At 69.5% G+C, this 26,213-nt stretch carries 28 protein-coding genes; 10 read left to right on the top strand and 18 right to left on the bottom strand.

Going from position 1 to position 26,213, the window contains the following annotated elements; all coding sequences use genetic code 11:
• Nucleotides 1-25: 25 nt before the first annotated feature.
• The 6 genes from ACQHIV_RS32735 to ACQHIV_RS32710 are packed head-to-tail and all read right to left on the bottom strand — an operon-like array spanning nucleotide 26 to nucleotide 6,075.
• Nucleotides 26-1,060, bottom strand: coding sequence for a FecCD family ABC transporter permease (locus ACQHIV_RS32735; protein ID WP_427887810.1), 1,035 nt, complete (start codon nucleotides 1,058-1,060; stop codon nucleotides 26-28).
• Nucleotides 1,057-2,043: a FecCD family ABC transporter permease gene (locus ACQHIV_RS32730; protein WP_427887809.1), complete on the bottom strand. Its 987-nt coding sequence runs from the start codon at nucleotides 2,041-2,043 to the stop codon at nucleotides 1,057-1,059. The genes ACQHIV_RS32735 and ACQHIV_RS32730 overlap by 4 nt, the downstream gene beginning before the upstream one ends.
• The gene (locus ACQHIV_RS32725) at nucleotides 2,040-3,044 is read right to left on the bottom strand and encodes an ABC transporter substrate-binding protein (RefSeq protein WP_427887807.1); all 1,005 of its coding nucleotides are present in this window, start codon (nucleotides 3,042-3,044) and stop codon (nucleotides 2,040-2,042) included. The genes ACQHIV_RS32730 and ACQHIV_RS32725 overlap by 4 nt, the downstream gene beginning before the upstream one ends.
• 8 nt (nucleotides 3,045-3,052) lie before the next feature.
• The gene (locus tag ACQHIV_RS32720; protein WP_427887806.1) at nucleotides 3,053-3,970 is read right to left on the bottom strand and encodes an ABC transporter ATP-binding protein; all 918 of its coding nucleotides are present in this window, start codon (nucleotides 3,968-3,970) and stop codon (nucleotides 3,053-3,055) included.
• Nucleotides 3,971-3,973: 3 nt separating this feature from the next.
• On the bottom strand, nucleotides 3,974-5,011 hold the full coding sequence (locus ACQHIV_RS32715; protein ID WP_427887804.1) for a FecCD family ABC transporter permease: 1,038 nt from the start codon (nucleotides 5,009-5,011) through the stop codon (nucleotides 3,974-3,976).
• The gene (locus ACQHIV_RS32710; protein ID WP_427887802.1) at nucleotides 5,008-6,075 is read right to left on the bottom strand and encodes a FecCD family ABC transporter permease; all 1,068 of its coding nucleotides are present in this window, start codon (nucleotides 6,073-6,075) and stop codon (nucleotides 5,008-5,010) included. Before ACQHIV_RS32710 ends, ACQHIV_RS32715 begins: the two co-directional genes overlap by 4 nt.
• Before the next feature lie 113 nt (nucleotides 6,076-6,188).
• On the opposite strand from ACQHIV_RS32710, the gene ACQHIV_RS32705 reads away from it, so the two are divergent.
• Complete coding sequence (locus ACQHIV_RS32705) at nucleotides 6,189-6,995, top strand: siderophore-interacting protein (protein WP_427887800.1); 807 nt, start codon at nucleotides 6,189-6,191, stop codon at nucleotides 6,993-6,995.
• On the opposite strand, the gene ACQHIV_RS32700 is transcribed toward ACQHIV_RS32705, so the two are convergent.
• Both ACQHIV_RS32700 and ACQHIV_RS32695 read right to left on the bottom strand, forming a co-directional pair.
• The gene (locus ACQHIV_RS32700) at nucleotides 6,992-8,161 is read right to left on the bottom strand and encodes an alginate lyase family protein (protein ID WP_427887798.1); all 1,170 of its coding nucleotides are present in this window, start codon (nucleotides 8,159-8,161) and stop codon (nucleotides 6,992-6,994) included. The two genes, ACQHIV_RS32705 and ACQHIV_RS32700, sit on opposite strands and share 4 nt — an antisense overlap.
• Before the next feature lie 126 nt (nucleotides 8,162-8,287).
• Nucleotides 8,288-8,872: a TetR/AcrR family transcriptional regulator gene (locus ACQHIV_RS32695; protein WP_427887796.1), complete on the bottom strand. Its 585-nt coding sequence runs from the start codon at nucleotides 8,870-8,872 to the stop codon at nucleotides 8,288-8,290.
• A gap of 88 nt (nucleotides 8,873-8,960) precedes the next feature.
• Here ACQHIV_RS32695 and ACQHIV_RS32690 point away from each other — a divergent pair, with 88 nt between their 5' ends.
• A complete protein-coding gene (locus ACQHIV_RS32690; protein ID WP_427887794.1) occupies nucleotides 8,961-9,662 on the top strand; it encodes an SDR family oxidoreductase in 702 nt (233 codons plus the stop codon).
• A 75-nt stretch (nucleotides 9,663-9,737) separates the two neighbouring features.
• Here the strand turns inward: ACQHIV_RS32690 and ACQHIV_RS32685 are convergent, their stop codons facing one another.
• Entirely contained in the window at nucleotides 9,738-10,346 is a 609-nt protein-coding gene (locus ACQHIV_RS32685) for a DJ-1/PfpI family protein (RefSeq protein ID WP_427887792.1), read from the bottom strand.
• 112 nt (nucleotides 10,347-10,458) lie between these two features.
• Between ACQHIV_RS32685 and ACQHIV_RS32680 the strand changes: the two genes are divergently transcribed.
• Both ACQHIV_RS32680 and ACQHIV_RS32675 read left to right on the top strand, forming a co-directional pair.
• Nucleotides 10,459-10,602 carry a hypothetical protein gene (locus ACQHIV_RS32680; RefSeq protein WP_427887790.1) on the top strand — a complete coding sequence of 48 codons (144 nt, stop codon included), beginning with the start codon at nucleotides 10,459-10,461 and terminating at the stop codon, nucleotides 10,600-10,602.
• A 51-nt stretch (nucleotides 10,603-10,653) separates the two neighbouring features.
• Complete coding sequence (locus ACQHIV_RS32675) at nucleotides 10,654-12,531, top strand: protein kinase domain-containing protein (RefSeq protein ID WP_427887788.1); 1,878 nt, start codon at nucleotides 10,654-10,656, stop codon at nucleotides 12,529-12,531.
• Between the two features lie 21 nt (nucleotides 12,532-12,552).
• Here ACQHIV_RS32675 and ACQHIV_RS32670 read toward each other — a convergent pair whose 3' ends face one another.
• Together ACQHIV_RS32670 and ACQHIV_RS32665 are read right to left on the bottom strand one after the other, a co-directional pair.
• Nucleotides 12,553-13,833, bottom strand: coding sequence for an adenylosuccinate synthase (locus ACQHIV_RS32670; protein WP_427887787.1), 1,281 nt, complete (start codon nucleotides 13,831-13,833; stop codon nucleotides 12,553-12,555).
• Nucleotides 13,834-14,113: 280 nt separating this feature from the next.
• Nucleotides 14,114-14,599 (bottom strand): VOC family protein, encoded by a 486-nt coding sequence (locus tag ACQHIV_RS32665; RefSeq protein WP_427887785.1) that lies wholly within the window; start codon nucleotides 14,597-14,599, stop codon nucleotides 14,114-14,116.
• A 57-nt stretch (nucleotides 14,600-14,656) separates the two neighbouring features.
• Here ACQHIV_RS32665 and ACQHIV_RS32660 point away from each other — a divergent pair, with 57 nt between their 5' ends.
• Nucleotides 14,657-15,475: a DUF6597 domain-containing transcriptional factor gene (locus ACQHIV_RS32660; protein ID WP_427887783.1), complete on the top strand. Its 819-nt coding sequence runs from the start codon at nucleotides 14,657-14,659 to the stop codon at nucleotides 15,473-15,475.
• Here the strand turns inward: ACQHIV_RS32660 and ACQHIV_RS32655 are convergent.
• From ACQHIV_RS32655 to ACQHIV_RS32645, 3 genes are all read right to left on the bottom strand, one after another.
• Nucleotides 15,462-16,661, bottom strand: a complete 1,200-nt coding sequence (locus ACQHIV_RS32655; RefSeq protein WP_427887781.1) for an MFS transporter — start codon at nucleotides 16,659-16,661, stop codon at nucleotides 15,462-15,464. The genes ACQHIV_RS32660 and ACQHIV_RS32655 overlap by 14 nt on opposite strands.
• Nucleotides 16,662-16,815: 154 nt before the next feature.
• Nucleotides 16,816-17,571, bottom strand: a complete 756-nt coding sequence (locus ACQHIV_RS32650) for a 2-phosphosulfolactate phosphatase (RefSeq protein ID WP_427887779.1) — start codon at nucleotides 17,569-17,571, stop codon at nucleotides 16,816-16,818.
• A gap of 43 nt (nucleotides 17,572-17,614) precedes the next feature.
• A complete protein-coding gene (locus ACQHIV_RS32645; RefSeq protein WP_427887778.1) occupies nucleotides 17,615-18,022 on the bottom strand; it encodes a DUF3151 domain-containing protein in 408 nt (135 codons plus the stop codon).
• A gap of 144 nt (nucleotides 18,023-18,166) precedes the next feature.
• Between ACQHIV_RS32645 and ACQHIV_RS32640 the strand changes: the two genes are divergently transcribed.
• From ACQHIV_RS32640 to ACQHIV_RS32630, 3 genes are read left to right on the top strand one after another with little or no spacing between them, the layout of a single operon-like run.
• Nucleotides 18,167-18,616 carry an HNH endonuclease gene (locus ACQHIV_RS32640; RefSeq protein ID WP_427887776.1) on the top strand — a complete coding sequence of 150 codons (450 nt, stop codon included), beginning with the start codon at nucleotides 18,167-18,169 and terminating at the stop codon, nucleotides 18,614-18,616.
• Between the two features lie 12 nt (nucleotides 18,617-18,628).
• Nucleotides 18,629-19,393 carry a GNAT family N-acetyltransferase gene (locus ACQHIV_RS32635; protein WP_427887774.1) on the top strand — a complete coding sequence of 255 codons (765 nt, stop codon included), beginning with the start codon at nucleotides 18,629-18,631 and terminating at the stop codon, nucleotides 19,391-19,393.
• Between the two features lie 45 nt (nucleotides 19,394-19,438).
• Entirely contained in the window at nucleotides 19,439-20,395 is a 957-nt protein-coding gene (locus ACQHIV_RS32630) for a type IV toxin-antitoxin system AbiEi family antitoxin domain-containing protein (RefSeq protein WP_427887772.1), read from the top strand.
• A 97-nt stretch (nucleotides 20,396-20,492) separates the two neighbouring features.
• Here ACQHIV_RS32630 and fbaA read toward each other — a convergent pair whose 3' ends face one another.
• The gene (fbaA, locus tag ACQHIV_RS32625; RefSeq protein ID WP_427887770.1) at nucleotides 20,493-21,518 is read right to left on the bottom strand and encodes a class II fructose-bisphosphate aldolase; all 1,026 of its coding nucleotides are present in this window, start codon (nucleotides 21,516-21,518) and stop codon (nucleotides 20,493-20,495) included.
• A gap of 207 nt (nucleotides 21,519-21,725) precedes the next feature.
• Complete coding sequence (locus ACQHIV_RS32620) at nucleotides 21,726-22,445, bottom strand: GntR family transcriptional regulator (RefSeq protein WP_130388014.1); 720 nt, start codon at nucleotides 22,443-22,445, stop codon at nucleotides 21,726-21,728.
• A 139-nt stretch (nucleotides 22,446-22,584) separates the two neighbouring features.
• On the opposite strand from ACQHIV_RS32620, the gene ACQHIV_RS32615 reads away from it, so the two are divergent.
• Together ACQHIV_RS32615 and ACQHIV_RS32610 are read left to right on the top strand one after the other, a co-directional pair.
• Nucleotides 22,585-23,604 carry an SIS domain-containing protein gene (locus tag ACQHIV_RS32615; RefSeq protein ID WP_427887768.1) on the top strand — a complete coding sequence of 340 codons (1,020 nt, stop codon included), beginning with the start codon at nucleotides 22,585-22,587 and terminating at the stop codon, nucleotides 23,602-23,604.
• 80 nt (nucleotides 23,605-23,684) lie between these two features.
• A complete protein-coding gene (locus ACQHIV_RS32610; protein WP_427887766.1) occupies nucleotides 23,685-24,110 on the top strand; it encodes a VOC family protein in 426 nt (141 codons plus the stop codon).
• Here ACQHIV_RS32610 and ACQHIV_RS32605 read toward each other — a convergent pair.
• Together ACQHIV_RS32605 and ACQHIV_RS32600 are read right to left on the bottom strand one after the other, a co-directional pair.
• Complete coding sequence (locus ACQHIV_RS32605; protein WP_427887764.1) at nucleotides 24,091-25,326, bottom strand: DUF1905 domain-containing protein; 1,236 nt, start codon at nucleotides 25,324-25,326, stop codon at nucleotides 24,091-24,093. The genes ACQHIV_RS32610 and ACQHIV_RS32605 overlap by 20 nt on opposite strands.
• 46 nt (nucleotides 25,327-25,372) lie before the next feature.
• The gene (locus tag ACQHIV_RS32600) at nucleotides 25,373-26,155 is read right to left on the bottom strand and encodes an IclR family transcriptional regulator domain-containing protein (RefSeq protein WP_427887763.1); all 783 of its coding nucleotides are present in this window, start codon (nucleotides 26,153-26,155) and stop codon (nucleotides 25,373-25,375) included.
• Nucleotides 26,156-26,213: the final 58 nt, after the last annotated feature.

The following is a 26,213-nucleotide window of genomic DNA, read 5'->3' as shown; positions in this document are numbered from 1 at the left end:
CACCATAACCGGCGCCACCGACCATTCAGTGTCGTTCGTTGGCCCGCCCCAAGAGCCACAGCAGGTACGGCGCGCCGACCAGCGCGGTCAGCGCCCCCACCGGGATCTCGACCGGAGGCAGCACCGTACGCGCGGCCAGGTCGGCGCTCACGAGTACGACGGCTCCCGTGAGCGCGGAGCCGAGCAGCGGGAGCTGCGGCGTACGGGCAATCCGGCGGGCAAGCTGTGGAGCGGTCAGGGCGACAAAGCCGATCGGCCCGGCAGCTCCTGTCGCGGTCGCGGCGAGGACGACCCCAAGAACGGTCAGGGCGAGCCGGTTGCGTTGCACACGGACGCCCAGCCCGGCCGCGGTGTCGTCGTCCAGTCCTAGCGGTCGTACGGCACGTCCTGCCCAGACAAGTCCGGGCACACAGAGCGCCAGCACGCCTGCCAGCGGTACAGCCTGCTCCCAGCCGCGGCCGTTGAGACTTCCGGTCAGCCAGAGCTTGAGCTGCTCAGCCGCCTCCAACTGGCTGTCAGCAAGATAGAGCTGCACAACAGCCGACAGAGCGACACCGATGCCTACTCCGATCAGGACGAAGCGGTTAGCGTGCATCCCGCGCCGCCAGGCGAGCAGGTAGACGACAGTCGCCGCCACGAGACCACCCGCCACCGAGACCAACGGCAACGCCGACGAAGCCCCGGCCGCAAGAGCAAGCACAGTCGCCGCAGCGGCCCCATGACCGACACCGATCACGTCCGGGCTGGCCAGCGGGTTGCGGGTGACTGTCTGGATCAGTGCACCGGCAACACCAAGCGCACCGCCAACCAACGCACCAAGAACGATGCGTGGCACCCGCAGCTCGTTAACGACCAGGTCGTACTGCCCGCTACCGCTGCGAACAGTCCGCCACACCTCTCCAGGCGTAAGAAGAGTCTGCCCAACGCACACCGCAACAGCCATCACCACGAGCAGCACCAGCAGCAGCACCCCAGCAACAACAGCCGCTCGCCGATGCAACAGGAACGAGACCCGCGGCCGCGGCCGGAGTACTACAGTCCCGGCTGGCAGCCCGGTCACGCCCCGGCCGCCTTCCGGCGTACCAGGAACACCAACACCGGTACGCCGACCAGGGCAGTCATCACGCCGGCCGGAACTTCCGCAGGAGCCCGTACGACGCGCCCGACGACGTCAGCGGCCGGGAGCAGTGCAGCGCCGAGCAATGCGGACAGCGGGAGCACCCGCCGATGCCCGCTCGTGACGAGGCGTCGGGCCAGGTGCGGTACGGCGAGCCCAACGAAAGCGATCGGCCCGGCCGCAGCCACGGCGGCAGCCGTCAGCAGCGTCGCCCCGAGCGCCGCACACACTCGCACCAGCTGTACCCGATGGCCGAGCGCCCGCGCGGTGTCGTCACCTAGCTCCAGAGCGTCGAGCCCGGGTGCACACGCCAGTACGAGGACCGCTCCTACGACCAGGAACGGCAACATCCGCACCACGGTCCCGGTGTCACGCCCGCTCAGCGACCCCACCTGCCAGAAGCGGAACTGGTCGAGCGTTGCGGAGCTGGACGTCAGTACGACGGTTGTCGTGCCCGCGGCCATCGCCGACAACGCCGTACCGGCAAGAGCGAGCTTTACCGGTGAAGCGCCGCCACGGCCTCGTAACGAGATCGCATAGACAAGGCAGGCCGCGACAACAGCCCCGACGAACGCGAACCAGACGTAGCCGCTGAATCCACTCGCCAGCCCGAACGCGATCGCGAACACCACGCCGGCCGCCGCGCCCTGGCTCAGCCCGAGGATGCCGGGGTCGGCCAGCGGGTTACGCGTCACCGCCTGCAGTGCTGCACCTGCCAGCCCCAGGGCGGCACCAGCTGTCAGCCCGACCTCTGTCCGCGGCAAGCGCAACGTCCTGACGACCAAGGCGTCACGGTTGTCCCCACCGCGGAGCAGGGCGTCGATGACAGCCGACAACGGCACCGCCCTGGTCCCAACGGCGAGACTCAGGACCGCGACTGCGGCTACCAGCCCAAGAGCCGCGACCAGCCAGACGCGGGACCTCACGCGCCCAGGTGCTCAGCGAGCTGCTGTATGACGAGACGCGCGGCGGCCGGGCCCGCGTTGAGGTACCACGGGTCGTCGTCGACCTTGACCGCGTGGCCGGCCTTGACCGCCTTGAGCGACTGCCACAGCGGACCGGCCAGGACACTCGCCGCTTCGGTCTTCGCGGGATCGCCCTGCACCGAGTAGAAGATCCAGTCACCGTCCGCGATGTCGATGCTCTCCGCCCCGACGTCCTCGGAGATCGCCCGGAACCGCTGCGACTCGGGCCGCCCGAGCCCCAGGTCGACGGCGATCGAGCCGGTGAACGACGAGACGCCGAACATCCGCGTCCGATCGGGCGTGAACCGCACCATCGACACCGTCGTACCGCTCAGGCTCTTGCCCCGCGCCGCGGCGTCGGCGGCGATCCCGTCGACCAGGTGTTGCGCGGCCTGGCCCTTGCCGACCGCGGCACCGACGAGCAACAGGTCGCGCTTCCAGTTGATGCCGTTGCCGGCCGTCACCACGGTCGGCGCGATCTTCGCCAGCTTCGGGTAGAGGTCGCCGAGCGAGTTGTTCACCATGATCAGGTCCGGCTTGGCGGCGGCCAGCGTCTCCAGGTTCGGCGCCTGCCGGGTGCCGGCGTCGGTCATCGCCGCCAGCTTCGCCTTGTACTGCGGGAAGGCGGTGGTCAGGTACGTGGGCGTGAGGCCGGCGTTCACCGCGCGGGTCGTCGCGATCGGGACGACGCCGAGCGACAACAGGTCGTCGAGCTGCCCGGTGCTCAGTACGGCGATCCGCACCGGCGCGGCCTTGATCGTCGTACTGCCCTTGAAGTGCTTGACGGTCCGCGGGAACCCGCCGTCCTGGGTCACGTTCGATCCCATGCCGTCCGCGAGCGTGCTGGGCGCGGCAGTCGGTCCGTCGCCGGAGCCCTGGACCGCATTGCGAGTCCCGCCCTCGGCCGACGAGCACCCGGCCAGCAAGGCGGCGGCAGCTACCAGACGCACGGCTGTCTTCACGGCGGACCTCATCGCTCGGTGGGGCGACAGACGCCGTCGGCCGCCGCGGACGCGGCCAGCGCCTGCGCGGCGGTGCTCCTGACGGTGTCGCTCTTGACGCTGTCGCTCTTGACCGTGTCCTGCCGGGTCGTGTGGCGGCCGATCGGGACCACCATCGGGCTGCCTGCGACCGGGTCCGGGACCACCTTCACGGCCAGGCCGAACACGTCCTGGACCACGGCCTCGGTGATCACCTCCGCCGGGTTGCCCTCGGCGACGATCGCGCCGTCCTTCATCGCGATCAGGTGGTCGCCGAACCGGCAGGCCTGGTTGAGGTCGTGCAGCACCAGCACGATCGTCCGGTCGTCGGACTTGTTCAGGTCCACCAGCAGGTCCAGCACGTCGAACTGGTGGGTCAGGTCCAGGAACGTCGTCGGCTCGTCCAGCAAGAGGATGCCGGTCTCCTGCGCGAGCGCCATCGCGATCCACACCCGCTGCCGCTGACCGCCGGACAGCTCGTCGATCGGCCGGTCCGCGATCGACAGTACGTCGGTCGCCGTCATCGCGGCCGCGACCGCCTCGTCGTCGGCGCGGGACCACTGCCGGATCCACCGGGTCCGCGGGTACCGCCCACGTCCGACCAGGTCCGCGACGGTGATCCCCTCCGGCGCGGTCGGCGACTGCGGCAGCAGCCCGAGCTTGGTCGCCACCTCGCGGGTCGGGACCTGCTGGATGCTCTTCCCGTCCAGCAGCACCGAGCCCCGCGACGGCTTCAGCAGCCGCGCGAGTGTCTTCAGCAGCGTCGACTTGCCGCAGGCGTTGGCGCCGACGATCACCGTGATCTTCCCGGTCGGGATCCGCACCGACAGGTCGTGGATGATCTCCCGCTGGTCGTAGCCGACCGCAAGACCGTCGGCTGCCAGGCTGTGTTCCACAGTCTTCTCCATCTCTCAGCCACCACTCCCGACTCGGTTCGCCCGGGCCAGCAAGAACATCAGGTACGGCGCACCGACCACACCCGTCACCACCCCGACCGGCAACTGCGTGTCGCCGAACGCGTGCTGCGCGACCAGGTCCGACACCGCCACCACCAGGGCCCCCAGCAGCCCGGACGTGATCATCGCCGGCCCCGGCGACCGGGTCAGCCGGCGGGCGATCGGCGGCGCCACGAACGCCACGAACCCGATCGGCCCGGCCGCCGCCGTCGCCACCGCGGCGAGCAGTACGGCGATCACGATCAGCCCGAGCCGCGACACCTCCACCCGCAGCCCCAGCCCGTACGCCGTCTCGTCGCCGAGCTGCAGGATCCGCAGCTGCTGGACCAGGAACACCATGCACGGCACCAGGACGACGAACGTGATCGCCAGCGACCGTACGTTCGACCAGTCACGCCCGTTCAGGCTCCCGGTCAGCCAGACCAGCGCCTGCTGCGCGATCTCCACCCGGGCCTTGGTGAGCAGGTACGACGTGATGCTGGTCGCGATCGCGCCGATGCCGATCCCGATCAGGATCAGCCGGTAGCTCGACACTCCGTGCCGCCAGGCGAGCACGTACATCAGGAACGCGGTCAGCACCGCACCGGCGATCGCGAGCGCCGACACCGCGACGCCCGTCAGCCCGAGCGTCACGATCCCGAGCACGGCGAACGCACTGGCGCCGTACGTCACGCCGATGATGTCGGGGCTGGCCAGCGGGTTCCGGGCGATGTTCTGGAAGATCGCCCCGGACAGCCCGAGCGCGGCGCCGACCAGCAGCCCGGTCAGCGCCCTGGGCAACCGGAGCTTGTTCACGATGAACTCGGTCGCGTGGTCCCCGCCGCCGAACAGCGTCTTCACCACGTCGACCACCGGGATCTTGAAGTCCCCGAGCGACAACGAGACGCAGAACACCGCGAACACCACGACGGCGAGTACGACGATGACGGCCAACGACCGGGTCTGCCGCGCGACGCGGGCCCGTGCGACGAGTTGTACTGCCTCAGCCGTCACAGATCCGCCAGCTTTCGGCGGCGTACGAGGACGATGAAGAAGGGTGCGCCGAGGACCGCGGTCACGATGCCGACCTGCAGTTCGCCCGGCAGCGCGACGACGCGGCCGATCACGTCCGACCCGAGCAACAGGATCGGCGCCAGCAGGGCGGAGTACGGCAGGATCCACCGGTAGTCCGGGCCGGTGACCAGCCGGGCCACGTGCGGGATGGTCAGCCCGACGAACCCGATCGGCCCGGCCGCCGCCGTCGCCGCGCCGGCGAGCAGTACGACGACCACGGCCACGAACGCGCGGGCCAGCCCCACCCGCTGCCCGAGCGACTTCGCCACCTCGTCCCCGAGCGACAACGCGTTCAGCAGCCGCCCGCAGAACAGCGCCAGCACGATCCCGGCCAGGACGAACGGCGCCACCTGCTTCGCGATGTCCGGACCGCGGCCGGCGAACGACCCCACCGACCAGAACCGGAACTGGTCGAACGTGTCGACGTCGCCGATCAGCAACGCGGTCGTCATCGACCCCAGCATCGCGGTCAGCGCCGCACCGGCGAGCGCGAGCTTCACCGGCGTCGCGCCCTCCCGCCCCATCGAGCCGAGCAGGTAGACCGCGACCGACGCCGCGGCCGCGCCGACGAAGGCGAGCCAGACGTACGACGTCAGCGAGGACATCCCGAACCAGTAGATGCCGCCGACAACGAACAGCGCGGCACCGCCGTTCACCCCGAGGATGCCCGGATCGGCCAGTGGGTTCCGGGTCACGCCCTGCATCAGCGCGCCGGACAGCCCGAGCGCGGCGCCGACCAGCAGCCCGATCACGGTCCGCGGCACCCGCAGCGACCGGACGATCACGTGATCGGTGTTCGACTCGTTGTAGTGGCGCAGGGCATCGATCACCGTGGACAGCGGAATCTGCTTGGAGCCGATCGCGATGCTGAGCAGGCAGACCAGCACCAGCAGGACCGCGCAGCCGAGCAGGCCGGCGACCAGCGTGGCGCGCCGGGTCCGGCGCGGGCGCGACGGGGCCGCGGTCTCCGGGCCGGACTCGGCCGTGGCAATGGGCGGGGGCATTGGACTTTCGGGATCCTCTTAGGTAAGGCTAACCTCTAGACGACTCACCATAACCCGGCCGCCCTCGGGTCCGCACGTTCCTCCCCCTGCGAAGTTTATGGAGAAACCTCCCCATGACGACTGTGCTCGAGCGACCGATCGTGTTCGACTCGCTCCTGGCCACCGTGGCGGCCGTCGACGACCTGAGCCCGCACCTGCGCCGCGTGACATTCGTCGCACCGCGGATCGCGGACGCGGTGACGGCCGGACCGGACCAGCGCATCAAGGTGCTGCTCGCCCCGCCGAATGGCAGCGCGATCCGGCTGCCCGCCGGCCCCGAGTGGTACGCCGACTGGTGCGCGCAGCCCGCCGACGAGCGTTTCATCATGCGGACGTACACCGTGCGCGCTCTGCGGCCGGAGGTGGCGGAGCTGGATGTTGAGTTCGTCCTGCACGGTGTGAACGGCCCTGCCTCCGCTTGGGTCAGCTCCGCGCAGCCAGGGGACCAGGTGGGACTGCTACTGCCGTTCGCGGTCGACACGACCAGTCCGAAGGGCCTGCTGCACTCCGGCGTCGACTACATCCCACCGGCGACCAGTGTCCGCCGAGTGCTCGTCGCGGACGAGACCGCGCTCCCAGCACTCGCCGGAATCCTCGAGGAGCTTCCGGCCGGCGTACATGCGACCGTTTTCGTCGCCGTACCTTCCAAGGCCGACGTGCGGCCGTTGGCAGGTGCTGCTGACGTCACGTGGGTCACCGAGGGATCCCTGGTGGACGCGGTGAAGTCAGCAGCACTGCCGTTCGACCCGGACTACGCCTGGGTCGCCGGTGAGTCGTCGATGATCAAAGAGGTACGCCGTCACCTCGTGAACGCGGTCGGGATGCCGAAGGCGGCCATCTCGTTCCAGGGCTACTGGAAGCGCGGCGAAGCCCACTGCTAGGACGGGTTCTCCGCGTGGGTCAACGTCTCCCAGGCAACGAACAGGTTGTTGGAACCAGCCGGACGACGTGACTCGGTCAGGGCCTGCGTGTTCGTCATCGCGATACCCAGGCGCGTGTGCAATGCGTTGTAGCCCACCTCGGTGATCGGACCGAGGCCTCGGTTGAGCGTTCCGTTGCACAGCCAGGACGGCACAGGCTCCAGGTTTCGCTCCCACTTGGACTGGAAGCCGAGCGCCTGCCGCAGCCGCTCACCGAACTCCGGGTACATGTCGACGCCCTGGATGCGGGCCGTCTCCAGCACGTGTGAGATCGACGAGATGCCGTAGCCGGTGTGCGTGAAGTCACGACACGTCTCCTGCGTCAGCCCGGTGACGAACGTGCCCTGGCCCTGCCAGTAGCTGACGATCTTGTCGCGGGTGTTCAGGTTCTGACTCGGCACGGTCTTCGGCAGCGCACCGTCCGACGCCAGATACACGTACGCCGGCACCCGCAGCCGGTAGAGCGCGATCGCCTTGTCGTAGATCGCCTTGTCCTCCAGGAACACACCAATGCCCTGCAGGGCCTCGGTCATGCTCAACTCCCAGTTCCCGTTGGAGTTCGAGCCGTTGATGATCTTCGGCACGTAGACGTTGCGGAGCATCGTGGCGAAGCGTCCCGCGTTCGGCCAGTTGCCGTACTCGTACTTGATGATCTCCGCGGCCTTCGGCCACGACGACGCGGCCCAGGCGGTCTGCAGCGGAGCGTTGCTGTTCGTGTGGTCCTGGATGGTCGCGGACCACGCGTCCATCAGCTGGATCGACTTCTGCGCGTAGCGGTCGTCCCTGGTGAGGTACCAGAGCAGGGCGTCGGTGTACGCCGCGATCGCGTCCTCACGCTCGTCGGTGCAGCCGTAGTTCGGGTTGGAATACGGACCGCACTCGACGACCGCGCGCGGTTTTGGCGTACGGGAGAGGGATGCGTACGAGCTGCTCTTGGCCTGGTTGAAGGCGTCGGTCCACGGTTGGGCACCGGCCTGCACCTTGGCGCGAACGAAGTCGAGCTGGGCCTGGCTGACGCCGACACCGGGATGGGTGAACGTCGCGGGTGCGTCCGCAGCCTGTGCGGCCGGACTGCTGAGGGTTCCGGCCAGCAAGGCTGCGGCCAGGACGAGGGAGAGCTTTCGCATGGGCGGTGTCCTGTCTTCGGGGGCGGTAGGACAGCGGTTTCCACGGCAGTTTCACGACGTACGACGACCAGGGTCAAGCCCCCGCCGGTACCGGAACTCACTGGAACAAAAGGCGCTTTTGTCCCATCAGTGCAGAGCGAGTTCTGGGGTGCGGACGCCGGCGGCGTCCAGCAGGGCCGCGGCGGTCGCGGCACCGATCCCACCGAGCGGTTGCGCGCGGACCACGGCGCGGGCGCTGGCGCCGTCGAAGATCATCGTCAGCTGGATCGCGAGCGTGGCCGGATCCTCCGCACCGGCCTTCGCCAGCTCGCGGTGGAAGAAGTCGGTGAGCTGCTGCTTGAAGTACCGCGCGACCACGGACCCCGGGTGCTCCGGGTTCTTCAGCTCGACCGCGGTGCTCACGTACGGGCAGCCGAGGTAGTTGCCTTCGGCCACCATCGCGTCCTGGCGCTCGAACACGGTGAGGATCCGCTCCCGCGGCGACCGCTCGTCCTCCGCCCCCGGACGGAGCATCGTCTGGTACCCCGGACCGCGGCTCGCCAGGCTCTCCGCGATCAGCTCGTCCTTCGACCGGAACAGCTGGTACATCGACTTCTTCGACACCCCGGCCGCCTTGCAGAGCGCGTCCACTCCGATATTGACGCCGTCGCGGTAGAAGAGTTCACCCGCGGCGTCCAGCAGCCGTTCACGGGGAGTCGCGGAAGTGCTCATGCCTTCGAGGGTACCGGCTGGATTTGAAATCAGAAACCGATCGGTTTACGGTGTTGGAAACAGATCAGTTTCCAGCAAGGAGTTCCCGATGACATCACTCGAAGGCGCCGTCGTCCTGGTCACCGGCGGGCAGCGCGGGATCGGCCGCGCGCTCGTCGCCGACCTGCTGACCCGCGGCGTCGCGAAGGTGTACGCGACCGCCCGCGACCCCAAGCCGAGCAACGACCCGCGGGTCGTCCCGCTGCCGCTCGAGGTCACCGACCAGGCGTCGATCGACGCGCTCGCCGCGGCCGCACCGGACGTCACGGTGCTGATCAACAACGCCGGCGCCAACTCGCCGGACAGCTATCTGGACAGCTCGATCGACGACGTCCGCGCCGTCTTCGACGCGAACTTCTTCGGCCCCTTGCAGCTCACCCGGGCGTTCGTCCCGATCATCGAGCGGAACGGCGGCGGCCACATCCTGAACGCACACTCCGCCCTGTCCTGGGTCGCCCGGCACGGCGCGTACTCCGCGACCAAGGCCGCGTTCTGGCTCCAGACCAACGCCATCCGCCTCGAACTGCTGAACCGCGGCATCGCCGTCACCGGCCTGCACATGGGGTACGTCGACACCGACATGGTCACGGCCGTGACCGCCCCGAAGTCCCGCCCCGAGGACATCGCGAAAGCAGCCCTGGACGGCATCGAGACCGACGCATACGAGGTCCTCGCCGACGACACCGCCCGCGGGGCCAAGGCCGCAGCGGCGCAGGACCTGACGGTGGCCTACCCCGAGCTCGTCGGCTGACCCCGGACCTCAGACACTCACCCAGCTGACAGCCCCGGCCGCTCCCACGCTCAGCGGGACGACCGCGGGCCGCCATCAGGCCGGTTGGTGAGTGTCTGCGGTCCACACGTCCCGGTCGCGGGTGTACTCCATCGCACCCGCGATCCCGTCGGCGACGTCCGCGCCGAGTTCGCGCTCCACGACGTACAGCGCCAGGTCGATCCCGGACGTCACGCCGCCCGCGGTGATCAGCGTGCCGTCGTCGACGACGCGATTCGTCTTCAGTTCGGCGCCGAACTCCTCGAGCTCTGCCCACGCACCCCGGTTCGTCGTGGCCGGCCGGCCTTTCACGACGCCGGCCTCCGCAAGCAGCATCGACCCGGTGCAGACCGACCCGATCCAGCGCAGCGACGGCGCCAGCGCGGCGATCCGCGCCGTCATCACCCCGCGCCGCGCCTCGGCCCAACTGCCCTTCTCCGCACGGTTCATCCACCCACCACCGGGCACGAACAGCGCATCCGGCCGCCCCAGACCCTCCGGCGCCTTGAACTGCAACCCGTGCAGCCCGGTCACCTCAGCCGGCCCGTCCAGCCCGACCAGCGCCAGCTCGAACCCCGGCCGCCGAGCCGCGTGACTCCACACCTCGAACGGCCCCATCACGTCCATCTCGTCCACACCGTCGAACACCAGCATCTCGATCCGCATACCCCCACCCAACCGGCCAGCACGCCGCACCCACCAGTGACCGGAAAGCCCCCGTTCACCAAGATCTGGCCACGGCTGCCACCACCCCGTCCCCGACTTCGGGCTGCGTGCGATGGCGCCGGTCGCCGGACCGCTCGACCTGCTCGGTGTCGAACTACCCGCGCTCGTCGACGGCGACCACACCGTGCAGCAGATCGCCGCCGCACTCCCGTCCCACGATCACCGACGTCGGCTCAGCGCGGTAGCCCGTCGGTAGCTCAAGGTCATCAGGGACTGTCTGGTCTGCCGGGGACGTACCGTAGATGCCATGTCAGTCTCAGGGGGACCGCCTTCCACCCGTGAAGAGGAGGTGGAGGAGCGGGTCGGGCCGTACCGGCTGATCCGGCGGCTCGGACAGGGCGGGATGGGCGTCGTGTACCTGGCCGAGGGGCGGGAGCGCCAGGAGGTGGCGCTGAAGGTACTGCGGCCGCACGTGGCGCACGACCCGATCGCACGGGCCCGATTGCAGCGTGAAGCGACAACACTGCAGAAGGTCAACCACCCTGGCGTGGCAGGCATCCTCGATCACGACCTTGAGGGCGAACAGCCCTACCTGGTGACCCGTTTCGTGCCTGGGCGTCCGTTGGATGAGCAGGTGGACGACCGTGGTCCGTTGACGCCGCGTAAGTGGCTCCCACTCGCCGGTTGCCTGGCTGAGTCTTTGCAGGCGATCCACGCGGCCGGTGTGATCCACCGCGACCTCAAGCCGGGCAACGTGATGATGTGCAACGGCAAGCCGGTGATGATCGACTTCGGCATCGCACAGGCCGCCGACGACCTGCGGCTCACCCAGACCGGTCTTGTGATCGGTACGCCGGGCTACCTGGCACCTGAGCTCATCGAGGGCGAGATGGTGTCGCAGTCCGCCGACTGGTGGGGCTGGGCCGCCACCGTGGCCTTTGCCGCGACCGGACGTCGCCCGTTCGGCAAGGGCCCGTTCGAGGCCGTGCTGGCACGCGTGCACTCCGGGCAGGCCGATCTGGACGGCCTGGACCCCCGGCTGAAGTCCCTGCTGGCCGCCGCACTCTCGCCCAGCAAGGCCGACCGCCCGACGCAGGACGAGATCATGACAGGCCTCAGCCGGTACGCCGAGGGCCGCGACGCGCTGCCGCCCCGGGCGGAGGACGCTGCCGATCAGACGGTGGCCGCCGTACCGCCGACCAGGCTGGTCACGAAGCTCATGCCGACCGAGACCCCTCCTGCCGAAGAGCCAACGCCGACGCAGGTGGCTGAGCTGGTGCCGTCGGTGATCCCACCGCTGTCGGCGTTCGCCCCGCTCCGGGACAAGCTGTCCTCCAAGCCTCCGACGGCCGAGCCGGCACCGTACGCGGCCGCGCCGTACGCCCAAGATCCTTACGGGCCTTACGGTCCTGGGCCTTACGCGCCGGCGCCGTACCAGAGCGGCGCACCGGTCCCGTACCAGCAGCCGTCACAGCCGATGCCCGTACAGCCGTCGCAGCCGGCGCCGATGCAGCCCGAGAAGCCGGTCAAGTCGCCTCCGACGGGTCGCCGTACGGCGGTCATCATCGGCTTCATGATCGCGCTGAGCGGGCTGATCGCGTTCACGCCCGGCTTCGGCGCGGCCGTCGCGATCATCCTGCTGGTGCTGGCCCGGACCGTCGACCGGTCGAGTACGGCGCTGATGCGGCGCCGTCAGGTCCGCGGCCGGTCCGGCAAGTCCGACGGTGTCGTCGCGGCCGCGGCCAGCCCGCTGCAGTTCGTTACCGCCGTACTGATCACACTGCCCTGTCTGATCCTGCCGCTGCTCACGGCGGTTGTCGTGGGCGGCATCGTCACCGGCATCTCAGCGTCGGCACACGGCCTGGACTGGCAGCCGCTGTCCGCGATCGGCTTCGGTACGGCGGCCCTGACCGGCCTCTTCTGCTCCTGGTGGGGCCCCGGCGGCAGCTCGCTGCGCCGCGGTGCGCACATCACGGCGCGCAACACGTTCCGGGCGCACTGGGTCTCCGGGCTGATGGCCGTCGTACTGCTGGCGATCGGCGCGTTCACGTTCTACCAGGCCACGCAGGGCAAGGGCGCCGCGTGGGCGCGGAAGCCGATCGAGACCCCGAACATCCAGCGCCCGTCGCTCGGCGACCTCCGCAACGCACCGTTCATCCGCGACCTCCCCGTCATCGGCAACTGACAACGGGGCGGCCGGCGGCTGTTACAGCTGGACGATCTGGCTGCGTTCCGGGCCGACGCCGATCGCGGAGATCCGGGCCCCGCTCAGCGACTCGACCGCGCGCACGTAGGTCTGCGCCTCCTTCGGCAGGTCGTCGAAGGAACGGCAGCCGGTGATGTCGTCCGACCAGCCGTCGAACTCCTCGTAGACCGGGACCGCGTGGTGGAAGTCGGTCTGGGTCATCGGCATCTCGTCGTTCCGGACGCCGTTCACGTCGTACGCGACGCAGACCGGGATCCGCTCGCGGCCGGTGAGGGTGTCGAGCTTGGTGAGCACGAAGTCCGAGACGCCGTTCACGCGGGCGGCGTACCGGGCGATCACCGAGTCGTACCAGCCGCAGCGCCGCGGGCGGCCGGTGGTGACGCCGAACTCGGCGCCCTGGGTGCGCAGCCACTCCCCGTCCGCGTCCAGCAGCTCGGTCGGGAACGGGCCCTCGCCGACGCGGGTCGTGTACGCCTTCACGACCGCCATCACGCGGTCGATCCGGGTCGGCGGGATGCCGGTGCCGGTGCAGGCGCCGGCGGAGATCGCGTTCGACGAGGTGACGAACGGGTACGTGCCGTGGTCGACGTCCAGCAGCGTCGCCTGGCCGGCCTCCATCAGCACGGTCTTGCCGGCGTCGAGCGCCTGGTTCAGCAGCAGGCCGGTGTCCGCGACCATCGGCTTCAGCCGGTCCGCGTACCCGAGCAGCTCGTCGAGGACCTCGCGGATCTCGACCGCGCGCCGGTTGTACACCTTCACCAGCAGCTGGTTCTTCTGCTCCAGCGCACCGGTGACCTTCTGCTCGAGGATCTTCTCGTCGTAGAGGTCCTGGATCCGGATCCCGATCCGGTTCATCTTGTCGGCGTACGTCGGGCCGATCCCGCGCCCCGTCGTACCGATCTTGCGGCTGCCGAGGAACCGCTCGGTGACCTTGTCGAGGGTCCGGTTGTACGGCGGGATCACGTGCGCGCTCGCGCTGACCAGCAGCCGCGACGTGTCCACCCCGCGCGCCTGCAGCGCGTCGAGCTCCTCGAACAGCACGCTGAGGTCGACCACGACCCCGTTGCCGATCACCGGCGTGACGCCCGGCGTGAGGATGCCGCTCGGGAGCAGGTGCAGCGCGTACTTCTCGGACCCGATCACGACCGTGTGGCCGGCGTTGTTGCCGCCGTTGAACTTCACCACGTAGTCGATGACCTCGCCCGTGTTGCCGAGCAGATCGGTGGCCTTGCCTTTGCCCTCATCGCCCCACTGGGCGCCGACGAGCACGATTGCGGGCATCTCAGCCCTCCTCATCACGCACCGGCCTCACACCCCGTGGCGGCCGGTACTGGAAACGGTGAAGCCCGGAGACGTTCACCGGACGTTCATCCGGCAACGCATCCAGGCTCTTGCGACCAAAGCCTACCGGAACGGGGCTGCTGGGTTTCGGGCCTGTCCACAACCTCCGAACTCATTGTTCACTCAGCTGATGGGTTGCCAATTTCCGTGATCACGTGCACACTCTTAGTCAGCGGCCCGCCGAAACTGCCGCAGGGGACGGTTCCGGCGGGCCGCTTCCTCATTCGCTGAGCTCTTCGGGGTTACTGGCGAGCCACTCCTTCACCCGCCGGTCGGCTTCCTCGGGTGTGACGTCCTCCACCTTCGTGAGGATCGCCCAGCGGTGCCCGAACGGGTCGATCACCGTCCCGAACCGGTCCCCGGTCATGAACGTCTGCACCTCGGCCACCGACGTCGCCCCGGCCTCGATCGCCTTCGCGTACGTCGCGTCCACGTCCGGTACGTAGTGCACCAGCGACGAGTGCACCCATTCGCCGTTCGGCGCCCGCAGCCCGATCTGCGGCATCTCGTCGCTGAGCTGCAGCATCGAGTCGCCGAACCGCAGCTCGGCCTGCCCGACCCGCCCGTCCGGCATGTCCTGCCGGCTGACCACCTCGGCGCCGAACACCTCCTGGTAGAACTCGATCGCCTTCGCACCGTCCGCGACCGCCAGGTACGGGGCCAGCGAGTGATAACCGTCGGGGATGGGGTTTACCGTGTTCGTCATGCCCCCAGTCAACAAGCTGGGTGCCTTGCCGGTCTTGTAAGAAAGCGACAGGGAGCCTTGACCCACCCAGCCGACAGTGAGAAGGGCATCCTGCACCCCCGCGAGCAGGCCCGGCACCGTTCACTCAGCAGGCTCGCGCCAGGCCCGGAGGCCGGGCGGTTCGTGGAGTGGTACTGGATCGTCGAGTGGGACCTGGAGGCGCCGTACACGGCCGAGGTGCTGCCGTTCCCGGCCGTGAACGTGACATTCGAGCAGCCGGGCGGGGCGTTCGTGAACGGGGTCTGCACGCGGAAGTTCGAGCGTGAGCTGTCGGGCCGCGGGCGGGCGTTCGGGGTGAAGTTCTGGGCCGGCGGGTTCGGGGCGGTCACCGGGCTGGACGTGGGCTCGTTCCGCGACGAGGTGCTGCCGTTGACCGCGGTCTTCCCCGACGGCGACCGGCTCGCGGACCTGGTCTTCGAGGCCGAGTCCGACGTACGGCGGCGCGCGGTGTTCGAGGCGTTCCTGCGCGACCACCTGGCCCCGCCGGATCCGTCGTACGAGCTGGTCCGCGAGATCGTGTCGACGATGGCCGCCGACCGCTCGGTGGCCCGTGTGGACGAGATCACCGAGCGCTTCGACGTACCGATCCGCACCCTGCAGCGGCTGTTCCGGCGCTACGTCGGCGTCGGCCCGAAGTGGGTGCTCCGCCGGTACCGGCTGCACGACGGCGCGGAGCTGCTGGCCAAGGGCGAGGTCGCCGAGCTCGCGGAGCTGTCCGCGTCGCTCGGCTACTTCGACCAGGCGCACTTCTCCAAGGAGTTCAAGCAGCAGATCGGCCTGACGCCGGCGGAGTACGCCGCACGCGCCGCCGCCGAACGCCAGGTCACCTACCGCTGAGCTTCACCGTCAACGCCATCCCCAACGCACTCGTTGCCGCCGCCAACGCGACCAGGAATCCGTACTGCGCGCTGTGGCCGTCGACGACCCATCCGGCGAACGCGGAGCCGAGTGCGATGCCGGCCGCGCCACCCGAGTTGATCCAGGTGAAGGCCTGCGTGAGGATCGCCGGCTCGACCGCCGACTCGGTCAGAACCGCTGACAACGTCTGGAACGGCGCAATGGCCAAGCCTGGCAGGGACAACGCGAGCGCAGCCGCCAGTGGTGTGTGCACTGTCAGCAGGGGCACGCAGCTGAGCGCAAGCCAGACGAACGCGATCACGAATTGCGTCTCCGGGGCAGTACGCCAGCGCCTTGCACCGTAGGCGAATCCAGCTACCAGACTGACCAGGCTGGTGATGCTGTAGAGCGGTCCTGCCAGCCCTGGCGCTCCTCGGGAGACCGCGAAGGCAGTTACGGACACCTGCATGCTGCCGAAGAACAGACCGATGCCGACGTTCGTACCGACCAATCCGACGAACCGCTTGTGCAGCAGGCGCTTCGGGCCTTCGTGCTGACCGGCCACGGTCGGCGGCGGTGCCGTGCCTCGCTGCATCGCCAGCAGGAAGCCGCCGGCCAGCAGCAGACCTGTAGCGAGCATCGAGCCGACAGCCGGCGTTGCCGACGAGCTCACGATGCCGACCAGCCCAGGGCCGACCATGAACGCCACACCGACGCTCAACGCCTCCAGTGCGAACGCTGACGACAGCAATGGGGTCTCGCGGAGCGCGTAGGCCCAGCGGGCGCCCGTCTGGGCGCTAACTTGCGGCAACGATCCACCGGCCAGCACACCTGTGACGACCAGCGACCACAGAGGTGCGCCGGTGACTGTGAGGGTGATCAGCAACGCCATCATCGTCGCGTGGGCGAGCAGGGTGAACGGCAGCATCCGGGTCTGACCGAAGCGGTCGATCAGCCGTGCGACCTGCGGTCCGGCGACCGCCTCGGCGACGGCGAAGCCACCGGTCACGCTGCCGGCCGCGGCGTACGAACCGGTCGATCCGTGCACCAGCCAGACGATGCCGAGGCCGGTCATCGCGATCCCGATCCGGGCCGGGGCCGCGGCAAAATAGAACTTCCAGGCGCCCGGGGTCCGCAGTACCTCCGCGTAAGTGGGCGCGCCGATCCGTCCGGTGAGAGCCGGCACGGTGTGACCTTCCGCTGCCCGATGGGGCGGGGACCCGACCGTGGGCGTCCAGCTTCGCCGGTCTGTCCGTCCGCCTAGAAGCGTCCATGTTCGGCAAGCAGCGGGGACGCTCGCCGCTTGCCGGCACTGTCAACGGGCAGAAACCTCGAGTGGTTCAGGTTGACCGGAACAGTCTACCGTCCACGAGCACTGGCACCACCTCGCTCGTGTCGGCCTCGGCCGCGATCGCAACGTCCTCCGCGAAGCCGTACTGCGTGAGCTCGCGCCCGCCGGCACACTCGTGCAGGCTCTCGGGCAGCTCGTCCTTGATCACCTCGTACGCCGCCACCGCCGCCCGCGCCTCCGGGGACAGGCCGTCGGTGTCGAGCGCACCGAGGAACCCGCCGGCGCCCCACAGATCCTCGACAGCCGGCCGCAAGGACCCGTCCCGCCACCGCTCTCCCGCCGCGATCGCGACGACCTTCGGCGGGCGGCTGCCGCCTGCACTCTCCACCTGCTTCCGGACCCACCCCGCGGCAGCCAGCCGGTTACGCAGCGACACCGCGATCACCGTCGCACCGCTCTCGCTCAACTGCTTCGCGATCGTCGACCCGTTCGGCGACGGCAGCACCAGCTTCGTGATTCCGGTCACTCGCCGGATCGACGCCGGCGACAGGCTCACCCCGTCCGGCCCGGCCTCGGAACGCCCGACCGCCAGCGTCGCGCCGTAATGCTCGGCGTACGCGACGGCCGTCTCGTCGCGCCACCGGTACGGGTACACGTCGATGCCGCGATCGGCCGCGACCGTCACCGCCGTCGTGAACGACAGCACATCGACGACCGCGACGATGTCCCCGGCAACAACCTCGGCGCCGACCGGCCCCCAGTCGAACCCGGCAGCGAATCCGTCCTGCGCGTAAGGGCTGGTCACCCGGCCGATCATCCCGCCGGGAAACCAGCCCCACAAGCAGGTTTCAGCTCAGTTCGTCGGCGGCGGTCGGCGACGAGTCGCGCAGGAACGTGACGCACCGCTCGGCCTCGTCCTTCTCGTCGATCAGCGCCGCGGCCTTGCCCAGCGCCGCCAGCGCGCGGAGGAATCCGCGGTTCGGCTCGTGCTCCCACGGGACCGGGCCGTGGCCCTTCCAGCCGTTCCGCCGGAGCAGGTCGAGCGCCCGGTGGTAGCCGGTCCGCGCGTACGCGTACCCCTCGATGGTCCGGCCGTCCGCGAGCGCGCCCTCGGCGAGCACCGCCCAGGCCAGCGAGGACGTCGGGTACTTGGCGGCGACGTCGGCCGGAGCGGCCCCGTCGGCGAGTTCCGCCGCGGCCGGGTCGACCGGTAGTAGTGTCTCGGGTGGGCCGGAGAGCAGATTGTTCAATTCCATAAGTACATCTTCGCCGATCACGCAGCCGTACCGGCACGTGACCGTCTGACGAAATCCGTTGACCGTTCACCCGGCGGCCACGGATGCTTGAGACCCTCGCTCAAACCGCCGTGGTTCCCAGCTACGGCCGGAAGGAGGCACCGGATGAGCGTCATAGTCCTGAACGCGTCGTACGAACCGCTGCACACCGTCTCGATCCAGCACGCCATCCGGATGCTGGTTCGCGAGGTCGCAGTGGTCGAAGAGGCGCACGGAGAGCGAACTATCGGCCCTTTTCCGGTCCCTCGCGTCCTCCGGCTGGTCCGGTACGTCGTGACGCACTGGCGCTACGCGGCCGGCCGGATGAAGTACAGCAAGCACGGCGTCCTCCGGCGGGACAAGTTCCGCTGCGCGTACTGCGGCCTGGACAACGCCGACACCATGGACCACGTCCAACCCAGGTCCAGGGGCGGCCGCACCGAGTGGCTGAACGCCGTCGCCGCCCATGCCTCGTGCAACGAGCGCAAAGGCAACCGGACCCCGTCCGAAGCCGGCATGCCCCTCCTCTGGCAACCCTGGGTACCAACCCGCGCCGAGCTCGTCATAGCCACATGACGAGCATTTTTTATGCCCATTTCCCTCCCCTCGGGCCGCAAACTCGAGATCTTCACGGTCGCTGACCGCCCGGATCTGGCCAACGCCGACTTCGATGCCGGGCCGTGGCCTGCCTTCATGCGGCACAACCGGGTGTCCGAGGCGTACTTCCCGCAGACGCTCACCACCTTCCCGTCCACCTGCCTGGTCGCGACGTCCGACGGCCGCCCGGTCGCCGACGCCCATGCGGTCCAGCTCTCGACCGCCGGCCGCGATTCGTTCCCGGCCGGTGGTTGGGAACAGTCCGTGGTGTGGGCCTTCGCCGATGCCCGCAACAACGTCCGCCCGGACGTCGCCTGCGCGCTGAACATCAGCGTCGCCCGCGATTTCCAAGGCGAAGGCGTCGCCGCGCTTCTCCTCACCGCCCTGCGCGTCGCTGCGGCCGACCTTGGCCTGATCGCCTTGGACGCCCCGGTCCGGCCGACCCGCAAACACCTCGAGCCTGCCGTCCCGATGCGCGAGTACGCCGACCGCGCACGACCTGACGGCCTACCCGCCGACCCTTGGCTCCGCACCCACGTCCGCGCCGGCGGCCGGGTCGTCGGTGTCGCGCCCGCGTCCTGGGTGATCGCCGGGTCGTTGGGTGAATGGCGTCGGTGGACCGGGCTGCCGTTCGACAGCAGCGGACCGGTCGAGGTCGCAGGTGGGCTGGTGCCGGTGGAGTGCGACGTGCGGGCCGATCGCGGCGTGTACGTCGAGCCGAACGTGTGGGTCCGGCACGAGTTCTCCACAGCTTGAAAGTCGGCGGTCGGCGAGGGGGTGAATCGCGGCAAGTTCTTGGGCATGAATGCTCAACTCGCCGTGATGGCGTCGATCCGGGGTGGTGTCTTCACCCGGGCCGACGCGCGTGCCTGCGGATATGCCGACGCTGACATCGACGCACTGCTGAGATCCGGCCAGTGGCGGCGGATCCGCCGCGGGACGTATGCCGCGCGACGATCCCTCATGCTCGTCACCGACGAGACCCTGCACCTCCGCCGCACCTACCGGGTCCTCCGCGCGGGCGGCCCCAGCGTCTTCGCCAGTCACCAATCGGCAGCAGCCCTACACGCCTTACCTGTCTGGGGTCTCGACCTGACCCGTGTCCACATCACCGCACCGGACGGTCGCTCCGGCCGGCTGCGCGGCGTCCACCGCCACATCCGCGATCCCGTCGGCCCCGGCCTCCAGCTGTGGAACACACTGCGCCTGGTCTCGCCGGCTCGCGCGATCGTCGAGGTGGCGGCGACCGCGCCGGCCCTTCCCGCGGTCGTGCTCGCGGACGCCGCTGTCCACACGGGCATGGTCGATCGCCGCGCGCTACGTCAGGCGATCACGTTTCTTGACCACGGCAACAAGCGTGCGCTCAAGGTCCTGGACCAGCTCACCGGCGCCGCCTCGATCGCCGAGTCGCGCCTGCGCCACATCCTCGCCGACGCGGGCCTGCCCGCACCCAGCCCGACAGCTCCACCCGACACCGAGCAGCCGGACCCCGACGACCCCGCCGCCGAAGCGCTGTGGTTCCCCGACGAACGCACCGTCGTCGAGTTCGAGCCGCGTTTCCCCTTCTGCAGCGAGGATCCCGAGGACCCACCGACCGAGCCGGCGAACGACGACGGGCCGCAACCCGTCGAGCACTGCTGGATCTCCTGGACCGACCTCGACGACCCCGCGACCGTGGCCGACCGCATCCGAACCACGTTCACCCGAGCAGCCCGCCGTACCGGCATCCGGCATTTCGACCTGGCCCGGGTGCGATGACGAGAGGAGTCACTCCATGCTGTTCACTCGGATCATGGGACGGGCCCACCCCGGGAATTTCCCCAGGACGGGCCCGCTCACACAAACTGCTGGAACGTCAGGCGTTCAGCGACGTGCCGGTGGAGCGGAGGTTCTCGCACGCCTCGCCGACGCGCTTCGCCATGCCCTCTTCGGCCGCCTTGCCCCACGCCCGCGGGTCGTAGGCCTTCTTGTTGCCGACCTCGCCGTCGACCTTCAGCACACCGTCGTAGTTCAGGAACATGTGCGCCGCCGCCGGCCGGGTGAACGCGTACTGCGTGTCGGTGTCGACGTTCATCTTGATGACGCCGTTGTCGACCGCGGCCCGGATCTCCTCGAGTGTCGAGCCGGAGCCGCCGTGGAACACCAGGTCGAACGGGCGCTCCTTGCCGACCTTGGCACCGACCTGGTCCTGGATCTCGGCCAGGATCTCCGGGCGCAGCTTGACCGCACCCGGCTTGTAGACGCCGTGCACGTTGCCGAAGGTGAGCGCGGTCAGGTAGCGCCCGTTCTCGCCGGTGCCGAGCGCCTCGACCGTGGCCAGGCCGTCCTCGACGGTGGTGTAGAGCTTCTCGTTGATCTCGTTGGCGACACCGTCCTCCTCGCCGCCGACGACGCCGACCTCGATCTCCAGGACGATCTTCGCCGCCGCGGCCTTGGCCAGCAGCTCCTTCGCGATCTCCAGGTTCTCGGTCAGCGGCACCGCCGAGCCGTCCCACATGTGCGACTGGAACAGCGGGTTCTCACCGCGGGCAACGCGCTCGGCGGAGATCTCCAGCAGCGGCCGGACGAAGCCGTCCAGCTTGTCCTTCGGGCAGTGGTCGGTGTGCAGCGCGATGTTCACCGGGTAGTTCTTGGCGACCTCGTGCGCGTAGGCGGCCAGCGCCACGGAGCCGGACACCATGTTCTTCACGGTCGGGCCGGACAGGTAGTCCGCACCACCGGTGGAGACCTGGATGATGCCGTCCGAGCCCGCCTCGGCGAAACCGCGGATCGCGGCGTTCAGCGTCTGCGAGGAGCTGACATTGATGGCCGGGTAGGCGAAGCGGTTCTGCTTGGCCTTGTCCAGCATCTCGGCGTAGACCTCAGGGGTTGCAATAGGCATGTCTCGCGGTACTCCTCACAACACAGTTCTTGTGGGTTCGGCTCCAGTATTGCCGCCAGGTACTTCGTCGGATCCGGCGGCCCACCTGACGAACCGGCCCGGTGGCCGGGGAGCGATCGGCAGGGATGCAGACCAGTTGGTGAACAGGATCGGTCCAGTTCGTTGCGTCCGGATGTCCTCCGGGAGCGGAGGGCGCTCCGGGGCCGGTCAGGCGGACCCGGTTCGCGGGCCGCGCGGGGTCAGGGCCATGTGCAGCCGGTAGCGGTCGGCGCGGTACGCCGACCAGGACAGCTCGACGACCTTGCGGCCGGCGAACGTGGTGCGCTCGAGGACCAGCAGGGGTGCCCGCCGGGCCACGCCGAGCACCCGGGCGACATGACCGTCGGCGTTGTCCGCCCGGACGGTCTGCTCACCGGAGGTGACGACGACGTCGTACTCGCTCGCGAAGACGTCGTACAGGGTGCCGAGCTCGCGGCCGAGCAGGCCGGGGAAGAGCGCGGACGGGTAGTAGCCGACCTCGTAGGCCATCGGCGACGCGTCGGCGGTCCGGAGCCGCTCGACCCGGATCACCTTCGTACCCTTGGCGACGCGCAGGCCCTTGGCGGTCTCGTCGGAGGCCTCGATCTCGCTCGCCGACAGCACCACGGTCCCGGGCTCGAGCCCGCGGGCCCGCATCTCCCGAGAGAACGAGGTCAGGTGCAGCTGGGAGTCGACCTGGGGACCGGTGACGAAGGTCCCCTTGCCGTGCACCCGCTCGAGGGCGCCGGACTCGACCAGGTCGCTGATCGCCTGCCGGACGGTCACCCGGGAGACGTTCAGCTTGTCCACCAGGGCGCGCTCGGAGGGGATCGGGTCCCCGGGATGCAGCTCGACATCGATCAGCCGTTCCAGCACCGATCGGACCTGGGCCCGCTTGGTCGCCACCATGGAATCTCGATCCTCCAGACCTGGGCGGGCCTCGGGGGTGCCCCGGGGCGCCGCTCACTGCTATCGTGCGCAGCATACCTGTTAAGACCAGATAGGACCAGTGATCGCAGTGGTGTCTGTCCCCTCCCAGGAAACCCGGATGGCGGCCGAGATCGCCGAGCAGCCGGCCGCGCTCGCGGCGACGTTCGAGCATGTGCTGCCGCTGCGGCACGACATCACCCGGCTGGCCGCAGGGCGCCGGAACGTGATCTTCGTGGCCCGCGGCTCCTCGGACAACGCGGGCGTGTACGGCCGCTACCTGACCGAGATCCACGCCGGCCGGCAGGCGTCGCTGGCCGCGCCGTCGGTGGCGACGCTGTACGGCGCGAACCTCGACCTCTCGAACTCATTGGTCGTCGCGGTCAGCCAGTCGGGCGCGACCCAGGAGATCGTCGACACGGCCGAGTGGGCGAAGCGCAACGGTGCCGCGATCGTCGGCATCACGAACGACGGCAACAGCCCGCTGGCGTCGACAGCCGACGTCGCGCTGATCACCCAGGCCGGCAAGGAGCTCGCCGTGCCGGCCACGAAGACGTACACGACCCAACTGGCCGCGATCACCGTCGCCGTGGATGCGCTGGCGCCGCGGCCGGGGACGCTGGACGCGGACATCGCCCGGGTTCCGGACGTGGCGACCAAGATGCTGTCGGGTTCGGTCGAGGCGGCGGCGGACCTGCTGGCGGGCGCGCACGACGTGCTCGCGAGCGGGCGCGGGCTGACGTTCGGCACGACACTCGAGGTGGCGCTGAAGCTCGAGGAGACCTGCCTGCAGCCGGTGCGCGGACTCTCGTACGCCGACCTCAAGCACGGCCCGATCGCGGTCGTCGACTCCGACCTGGTGACGATCCTGGTCGCGGCCGGCGAAGGCCCCGCACTGCCCGGCATGACCGAGCTGGCCGGCCTCGTCCGCGAGAAGGGCAGCAAGATCCTCGGCATCGGCGGCGACCCGACGTTCGCGTCCCGCTGCGACGTGAACCTGGCGGGCCCGGACCTCCCCGAGACGCTCGCGCCGCTCGCCCTGGTCATCCCGGCCCAGCGCGCCATCGAACTCCTGGCCCGCAAGCTCGGCCTGGACCCGGATGCGCCCCGCGGCCTCCGCAAGGTCACCCAGACCGACTGAACAAAGTGCTCACTGGATGAGCACTTTGGCTGGAATCGTGGTGGTCGTCAACCAGGAAGACCTGCGAGAGGACCACCACGATGTTGCGAGGACTTGCGACCGTCAGCTTCTACGCCGCCGACGTGAAGGCGGCGCGGGACTGGTACGAGAAGCTGCTGGGCGTCGAGGCGTACTACGCGGTGCCGAGCGCGGCGGACCCGGCGTACGTGGAGTTCCGGCTCGGAGATCTGCAGGCGGAGCTGGGGATCATCGACGCCAAGTACGCGACGCATCAGGTCGGGGCGGCGGCCGGCGCGATCATGTACTGGCACGTCGACGACCTGGAGGGCACGCTCGCCCGGCTGATCGAGCTGGGTGCGAGCATCAACGAGGACATCGTTGAGCGAGGCAACAACACCGGATTCCGGACGGCGTCGGTGGTCGACCCGTTCGGGAACCTGCTCGGCATCATGACCAACCCGCACTACGTCGAGATCCTCGACGACCTCAGAAGTCGATCCGCATAACGGCCCGACGATTGCCGGGCCGGCTCACCTCGGCGAAACCGGCGTCGGCAAACGCGGCGAAACTACCGACGAACCCGCCGTCCACCAGATCCGGATACCCCTCGATCGCGCGGGCCCCACGGTCCCGAGCGAACCCAACCGCAGCCGCCGCCAGCAGCCGGCTGATCCCCCGCCGCCGATACCCGAGCCGAGTCACAAAACAAGTCACCGCCCACACGGACCCGTCCGCCTTGTCCTCGTCACGCCCCACCCAAGGAACCCGAAAGTCCCGCACCAACCGCGCATACCCCGCCCGCGGCCCCACCGCACACCACCCCACCGCCACCCCAAGCCCCAAGTCCCCACCCCCCAATCCAGCACCACCCGAACCCAAACCGCCCAAGCCGGCGCCACCCGAACCCGCACCACCCGAGTCGTCGCCACGCGAGCCCACACCCACATCCACACCGGCCAAGCCGACGCCACGCGAGCCCGTCCCACCCGAGCCTCTCCCACCCGAGCTCACGGCGCCCACAGCCACACCAGCCAAGTCCGCGCCGGCCACTCCCACGCCAGCCGGGTCGGCGCCGCGCGACCCCGCTCCTGCCAAGTCGGCGCCGCCCGAGGTCAGGCCACCTGGCTCGTTGAGGTAGGCGATGAGGCCTGTGGTGGTTGTGGTGTTCGGGTTGGTGCACGCGGTTTGGTCTCGGAGGCGGGCGGCCAGTTCGTCGGGGCCTTCGGAGGCCCACGACTCCTTGGGGAGCATCCGGAAGCGCTGGCACCAGCAGCGGGCCGGGTCGCCGGTCTCGCCGAAGATCGCCTGCAGATCGACCCATTTCGCCTGATTGGCCGGGACGATGGTGAGCTGCTCCGACAGGACAGGTTCACGCGAACCCACCGCGCGCACCGCCGGCTTCCGCGGCTGCTGCGGCCGCGGTTGCCTTTGTTTGCGGGGCTCGAAGCTGACGTGGAGATCCACCGTGTCGCCGGCGCCCAGGCCGGCGGGCTTACGTACTGCGTCCTTCAACGGAAGGAGATACGCGCCATCCCTCGACCACAGCGAGGTCGTCCACTCGGCACCGTCGAGCGAGGCGCGGACCGGGACCGCGCCCCACGACGAGCCGGACTCCGCGGCCGCGGCTCGCAGGGCGGCGCCGGTTTCGGGCGGGACGGTCACGAAGTAGTACGGCGCCGGGCCGCGCCATTCGATGATCTCGCCGGCGAACGTGTGGTCCATGGTTCGAACGCTAGACCAGATTCCGGAAGGGTGGCTTCCGGAAATTTCAGAGCTGACCGCGATGGGTGAGCGCGGTGGTGATCTGGTCCGCGGCCTCCCGCAGGTGCGGCAGGAACTCCTCGCAGAGTGACGTCGCGGTCGAGCGGGAGGCGTGGGCGGAGACGTTCAGGGCGGCGATGATCCGGCCGCGGGAGTTGCGGATCGGGACGGCGATCGAGCGGAGCCCGAGTTCGAGTTCCTGGTCGACCAGGGCGTACCCGTCGGCGCGCGCCTTCGTGATCGTGGTCCGGAGCTTGTCGGCCGCGGTCACGGTGCGGTCGGTGAGCGATTCCGCGTGCAGCGAGTCGAGGTACGACGTCAGCTCGTCGTCCGGGAGGCCGGAGAGGAGGACGCGGCCCATCGAGGTCGGGTACGCCGGGAGCCGGGCGCCGACGCCCAGCGCGACGGTCATGATCCGGGTGGTGGGTACGCGGGCGACGTACACGATGTCGGGGAGGTCGAGGGTCGCGATCGAGCAGGACTCCCGGGTCTTGAGGCAGAGGTCCTCCATGAACGGGCCGGCGAGTTCGCCGAGGTCCAGGGAGGACAGGTACGCCCACCCGAGGGCGAGGACCCGCGGGGTGAGCGAGAAGCGGCGGTTGTCGCTGCGGACGTAGCCGAGTTCTTCCAGCGTGAGCAGGATCCGGCGGGCGGTCGCGGGCGTGATGCCGACGGTGCGGGCCACTTCGCTGAGGGTCAGCGCGGGGGCGGCGGCCGAGAACGCCCGGATCACCGCGAGCCCGCGCTCCAGGCCCTGGAGAAACGTTCCTGTAGACGCGTCACCCGGCATCGGCTAACCTGCTTTTCGTTGAAAGAAGAACTATTCGCTGAGCGAAATCGTAGCGGAG

This window comes from Kribbella polygonati (assembly GCF_050320105.1).
In the GTDB taxonomy this organism is placed as follows: Bacteria; Actinomycetota; Actinomycetes; order Propionibacteriales; family Kribbellaceae; genus Kribbella.
This window is presented reverse-complemented; position numbering and strand designations above follow the sequence as displayed.

Bases quoted from the DNA above. Each gene is read 5' to 3' on its own strand.
- ACQHIV_RS32690 (WP_427887794.1), top strand. From the start codon at position 8,961: ATGACATCACTCGAAGGCGCCGTCGTCCTGGTCACCGGCGGGCAGCGC.
- ACQHIV_RS32635 (WP_427887774.1), top strand. From the start codon at position 18,629: ATGCCCATTTCCCTCCCCTCGGGCCGCAAACTCGAGATCTTCACGGTC.
- ACQHIV_RS32670 (WP_427887787.1), bottom strand. From the start codon at position 13,833: ATGCCCGCAATCGTGCTCGTCGGCGCCCAGTGGGGCGATGAGGGCAAA.
- ACQHIV_RS32685 (WP_427887792.1), bottom strand. From the start codon at position 10,346: ATGCGGATCGAGATGCTGGTGTTCGACGGTGTGGACGAGATGGACGTG.
- fbaA (WP_427887770.1), bottom strand. From the start codon at position 21,518: ATGCCTATTGCAACCCCTGAGGTCTACGCCGAGATGCTGGACAAGGCC.
- ACQHIV_RS32705 (WP_427887800.1), top strand. From the start codon at position 6,189: ATGACGACTGTGCTCGAGCGACCGATCGTGTTCGACTCGCTCCTGGCC.
- ACQHIV_RS32695 (WP_427887796.1), bottom strand. From the start codon at position 8,872: ATGAGCACTTCCGCGACTCCCCGTGAACGGCTGCTGGACGCCGCGGGT.
- ACQHIV_RS32600 (WP_427887763.1), bottom strand. From the start codon at position 26,155: ATGCCGGGTGACGCGTCTACAGGAACGTTTCTCCAGGGCCTGGAGCGC.
- ACQHIV_RS32700 (WP_427887798.1), bottom strand. From the start codon at position 8,161: ATGCGAAAGCTCTCCCTCGTCCTGGCCGCAGCCTTGCTGGCCGGAACC.
- ACQHIV_RS32610 (WP_427887766.1), top strand. From the start codon at position 23,685: ATGTTGCGAGGACTTGCGACCGTCAGCTTCTACGCCGCCGACGTGAAG.
- ACQHIV_RS32675 (WP_427887788.1), top strand. From the start codon at position 10,654: ATGTCAGTCTCAGGGGGACCGCCTTCCACCCGTGAAGAGGAGGTGGAG.
- ACQHIV_RS32615 (WP_427887768.1), top strand. From the start codon at position 22,585: ATGGCGGCCGAGATCGCCGAGCAGCCGGCCGCGCTCGCGGCGACGTTC.
- ACQHIV_RS32640 (WP_427887776.1), top strand. From the start codon at position 18,167: ATGAGCGTCATAGTCCTGAACGCGTCGTACGAACCGCTGCACACCGTC.
- ACQHIV_RS32665 (WP_427887785.1), bottom strand. From the start codon at position 14,599: ATGACGAACACGGTAAACCCCATCCCCGACGGTTATCACTCGCTGGCC.
- ACQHIV_RS32605 (WP_427887764.1), bottom strand. From the start codon at position 25,326: ATGGACCACACGTTCGCCGGCGAGATCATCGAATGGCGCGGCCCGGCG.
- ACQHIV_RS32645 (WP_427887778.1), bottom strand. From the start codon at position 18,022: ATGGAATTGAACAATCTGCTCTCCGGCCCACCCGAGACACTACTACCG.
- ACQHIV_RS32710 (WP_427887802.1), bottom strand. From the start codon at position 6,075: ATGCCCCCGCCCATTGCCACGGCCGAGTCCGGCCCGGAGACCGCGGCC.
- ACQHIV_RS32620 (WP_130388014.1), bottom strand. From the start codon at position 22,445: ATGGTGGCGACCAAGCGGGCCCAGGTCCGATCGGTGCTGGAACGGCTG.
- ACQHIV_RS32630 (WP_427887772.1), top strand. From the start codon at position 19,439: ATGAATGCTCAACTCGCCGTGATGGCGTCGATCCGGGGTGGTGTCTTC.
- ACQHIV_RS32680 (WP_427887790.1), top strand. From the start codon at position 10,459: ATGGCGCCGGTCGCCGGACCGCTCGACCTGCTCGGTGTCGAACTACCC.
- ACQHIV_RS32720 (WP_427887806.1), bottom strand. From the start codon at position 3,970: ATGGAGAAGACTGTGGAACACAGCCTGGCAGCCGACGGTCTTGCGGTC.